This window comes from Phormidesmis sp. 146-12 (genome assembly GCF_052939495.1).
In genome coordinates this window covers 1-3,858 of the sequence record NZ_JBJPHS010000216.1, presented here as the reverse complement: position 1 = coordinate 3,858, position 3,858 = coordinate 1, and the positions used below count along the sequence as shown (strand labels likewise).

Annotated in this window: 5 protein-coding genes; 1 reads left to right on the top strand and 4 read right to left on the bottom strand. The window is 51.4% G+C overall.

What is annotated here, in order from left to right:
- The 4 genes from ACKFKF_RS34505 to ACKFKF_RS34490 all read right to left on the bottom strand — a co-directional run.
- On the bottom strand, positions 1-478 hold a 478-nt coding region (locus ACKFKF_RS34505), incomplete at its 3' end, for a gamma carbonic anhydrase family protein (RefSeq protein ID WP_446871873.1).
- Between the two features lie 175 nt (positions 479-653).
- A complete protein-coding gene (locus ACKFKF_RS34500) occupies positions 654-953 on the bottom strand; it encodes a EutN/CcmL family microcompartment protein (RefSeq protein WP_446858631.1) in 300 nt (99 codons plus the stop codon).
- A gap of 6 nt (positions 954-959) precedes the next feature.
- Positions 960-1,301: a carbon dioxide-concentrating mechanism protein CcmK gene (locus ACKFKF_RS34495; protein WP_017290237.1), complete on the bottom strand. Its 342-nt coding sequence runs from the start codon at positions 1,299-1,301 to the stop codon at positions 960-962.
- A 151-nt stretch (positions 1,302-1,452) separates the two neighbouring features.
- Positions 1,453-1,761, bottom strand: a complete 309-nt coding sequence (locus ACKFKF_RS34490; RefSeq protein ID WP_446858632.1) for a carbon dioxide-concentrating mechanism protein CcmK — start codon at positions 1,759-1,761, stop codon at positions 1,453-1,455.
- A gap of 516 nt (positions 1,762-2,277) precedes the next feature.
- Here ACKFKF_RS34490 and ACKFKF_RS34485 point away from each other — a divergent pair.
- On the top strand, positions 2,278-3,858 hold a 1,581-nt coding region (locus ACKFKF_RS34485; RefSeq protein ID WP_446871872.1), incomplete at its 3' end, for an NAD(P)H-quinone oxidoreductase subunit F.

Here is a 3,858-nt window from a genome sequence, read left to right as displayed (position 1 = left end):
TGGTAATCACCGCGCCAGAAGGCACATACTTTCCAGGCGGAATCTCCACATCCTGCACCAGCGCGTGCATCATCACCACGCAACCGTTGCCCACTCGTGCATTAAACACAGTCGAGCGAAACCCAATAAAACAGTCGTCGCCTACATAACACGGCCCGTGAATCAGCGCCATGTGTGTCAGCGAAGACCGACTACCGACCCAGATCGAATAGGCTTCGCCATCATCTCCCGCGACTCGACCCTGCTCCAGCCCGTGCATGACGACTCCATCCTGGATATTTGTGTCGTCACCAATATGAAACGGGTGCCCTTCATCTGCCCGAATCGACGTACCCGGCGCAATCATCACATCTTCGCCCACCCGCACATCTCCGATGATGTTGGAAAACGAGTGAACGTAAGCGGTGTGATGAATTTGAGGTTCAGCGAGACTCTGTGACCAGGGGGTGGGCGGAGCCGCATAACTACGGACTGCCATAACAAAATTTCTCCTAACTGGAAAGCGCCAGATCGATCGCAGGCTTGCGGGGAGTTGACTGCGATCGCATTCTGCGCGGGTCTGAAGTTAAATCAAAAGCATGAGTTCAAACCTTTTTCGCTCCGTTTCTGAGTTGCCCTGACGGGTCGAGACGCAGCGACGTTTGAAAGGATTTCTAGTACTGGGTTCCTTTGTTGTAGAGCGATCGCCCATCCACACTCACGGTGTCAATGATGGCGACCACCGCAGCATCAACAGGACGCTGTTCACTTCCAGGAACCTGACGGGCAGCACTCCCACGGCTCACCAAAACCCATTCGTCTACCCCTGCTCCTACGTTGTCAGCAGCCACCTCAAATTCTTGGAGCGGCTGCCCTGCCTCGTCTAAGAGTTGTAAGAGCAAAAACTTTACGCCTCTAAGACTGGGTTCTTTTTGGGTACTGACAACGGTGCCGCGAACTTTGGCAATGTGCATCAGGCGTTATGGACGGTTAAGCGGGCGAATGCCACTCACGCTCTCACGGAACGGCTCAACTGCCTCGGTGTATCGAATCGGCAGCACATATTCCAGGTTTTCGTGAGGACGAGCAATGATGTGGGTAGACAGGACTTGTCCCCCGTTCACACGCTTGACGTTCTCAATCCCAGCAGCCACGGACGCTTGAACTTCGGACACGTCTCCGCGCACAATTACTGTAACGCGACCGCTTCCGATCTTTTCGTAGCCTACCAGCGTGACGCGAGCGGCTTTCACCATTGCGTCTGCGGCTTCTACCACTGCGGGGAAACCCAAGGTCTCAATCATGCCAACTGCAATAGCCATCGTTAATTCTCCCTTCCAATCTGTTTCTAAACATCGAACTTGATCGCGAGTCGCCTGGTCATCGGACTTTAGGCTTTAGACTTTTTGCTCACTCATGTATCTGAATGCTCTGGAGTCTAATGTCGCAGGTCTGATGTCCCCAGTCCATCCTCTAACTTCGGAATTGCTCAACCGCTTCGGTATATCGAATTGGCAAGACATATTCCAGGTTTTCATTGGGGCGAGCGATGATGTGGGTAGACAGGACTTGTCCCCCGTTTACGCGCTTGACGTTCTCAATCCCAGCGGCGATCGAGGCTTGCACCTCAGAAACGTCTCCCCGGATGATGACCGTGACGCGACCGCTACCAATCTTTTCGTAGCCTACCAGCGTGACGCGGGCGGCCTTCACCATTGCGTCTGCGGCTTCTACAACAGCCGGAAACCCCAGCGTCTCAATCATTCCCACAGCGATCGGCATTTCTAAACTCCTGATAAGTGAAACTAATTACCTAAATCCAAGAAAGTTTGTGGACGGGGACATCCATCATTTCAAGTTTTATCAAGGCTTCCACTGTGTTCTTTATTAAGAATATGGGGTGGGTGACACACTTGACAATATAACCTTTAATGATTGTTGCAAATCTTAGGGATAATCTAAACTTATTCAAAGTCTGAAGTTCCCACCACGTACCGAAGGAAGTCTTAAATTTGTTGGAAGATTCTACAGAAGTCATCATAGACTCTTTTCAACCCACTTTATAGAGAACTTTATTGAACATAAGTCACACTTATACACATAGAGTTACGTTTCTACATGATTTGACCTCTCGGTCGGCCGCATCGCGATCGCATTGTGTTTTGGTGGGTTTAAGCGGTAAGCTGAAGTTTAGACAAATTAAAAGACATCTTTTCTAAAGCTTCATAACCATTCGGCTCTCCAAGAACTCCTTGGGGGGTGTTTTTAGCAGATTTTTTCAGGCGAAGGACAGACTCAATGCAACAGTTCCTCATCGAAACAAGCTGGTGGGTTCCGTGTTACGGATTGCTCGGTGCGATCCTGACGTTACCGTGGTCTACAGGCGCGATTCGCAATACTGGCCCACGGCCCGCCGCTTATTTCAACCTTTTGACGACGCTGATCGCATTTTTTCACGGCACAGCCCTGTTTACGGCCACCTGGGGACAAGAATCACAACAATTGACTCTGCATTGGTTCAAAGCGGTTGACCTGGATTTGTCTTTCACGCTAGACATTTCTTCGACCAGTGTGGGCGCGATGGAACTGATCACAGGCCTGAGTCTTTTGGCGCAACTGTTTGCCCTGGGTTACATGGAGAAAGATTGGGCGCTGGCTCGATTTTTTGCGCTGATGGGCTTTTTTGAAGCGGCGATGAGTGGCTTAGCTGTTAGCGATTCTTTGCTGCTCACGTATTGTCTGCTGGAGTTGCTGACCCTCTCGACTTATCTGCTGGTCGGATTTTGGTATGCTCAACCCCTGGTAGTCACGGCGGCGCGAGATGCTTTTTTGACGAAGCGCGTCGGTGATATTCTGCTACTGATGGGCGTTGTGGCGCTTTCCACGTTTGCTGGCAGCATGAATTTTCCTGATTTATACGATTGGGCAGAAACGGCTGAACTGTCGCCCACGGTTTCGGCTCTATTGGGGGTGGCGCTGATTGCGGGGCCGATCGGGAAATGTGCTCAATTCCCCCTGCACCTGTGGCTAGATGAAGCGATGGAAGGGCCCAACCCTGCTTCGATTCTGAGAAATTCTGTTGTCGTTGGCTGCGGGGCTTATGTGTTAATCAAGCTTCAGCCAATTTTAATTTTGTCGCCCGTGGCTTCGACCGCGCTGGTGGTGTTAGGGGCGATGACAGCGATCGGGGCTTCTCTCGTCGCGATCGCTCAGATTGACATGAAGCGGGCCCTTTCCCATTCCACGAGCGCTTACCTGGGATTGGTTTTTGTCGCGGTGGGCATGAATTGGTCAGGATTTGCGCTGTTGTTGTTGTTTGCTCACGCGATCGCGAAAGCATTGCTGTTTATGAGTACTGGATCGGTCATTGCTACAACAAGCTGTCAGGATATTACTGAATTGGGCGGCTTGTGGTCAAAGATGCCAGCCACTACATCAGCGTTTGTCGTGGGTTCGGCGGGCTTGATTGGGCTACTTCCCCTCGGCGGATTTTGGGCCTTAGAGCGCGGACTGGATGACTTTTGGTATGACCAGCCCTGGCTTGTGATCGTCGTTTTGGCAACCAACGCTTTGAGCGCTTTAAATTTAACTCGCGTCTTTCGTCTGGTGTTTTTGGGCAACTCGAAGCCTAAAACTCGTCGCGCGCCTGAAGTGCCCTGGACGATGGCGGTGCCGATGGTGACGCTGACCGTCTTTACGTTGACAATTCCCTTAATTTTGCAAAAGCTGGCGGTATTACCCAACTGGCGCTATTTGAATGGGCCCGCTTCGATAATGCTGGTTGGCTCAGGGTTGGCAGGTCTGATCTTGGGAGCCACTATCACGCTGAACTATAACTGGTCGAGACCGATTCAAGCACCCTTGCGATTTGCACAGGAT

Coding starts and splice junctions, on each gene's coding strand:
- ACKFKF_RS34500 (WP_446858631.1), bottom strand. CDS start 953: ATGCACATTGCCAAAGTTCGCGGCACCGTTGTCAGTACCCAAAAAGAA.
- ACKFKF_RS34495 (WP_017290237.1), bottom strand. CDS start 1,301: ATGGCTATTGCAGTTGGCATGATTGAGACCTTGGGTTTCCCCGCAGTG.
- ACKFKF_RS34490 (WP_446858632.1), bottom strand. CDS start 1,761: ATGCCGATCGCTGTGGGAATGATTGAGACGCTGGGGTTTCCGGCTGTT.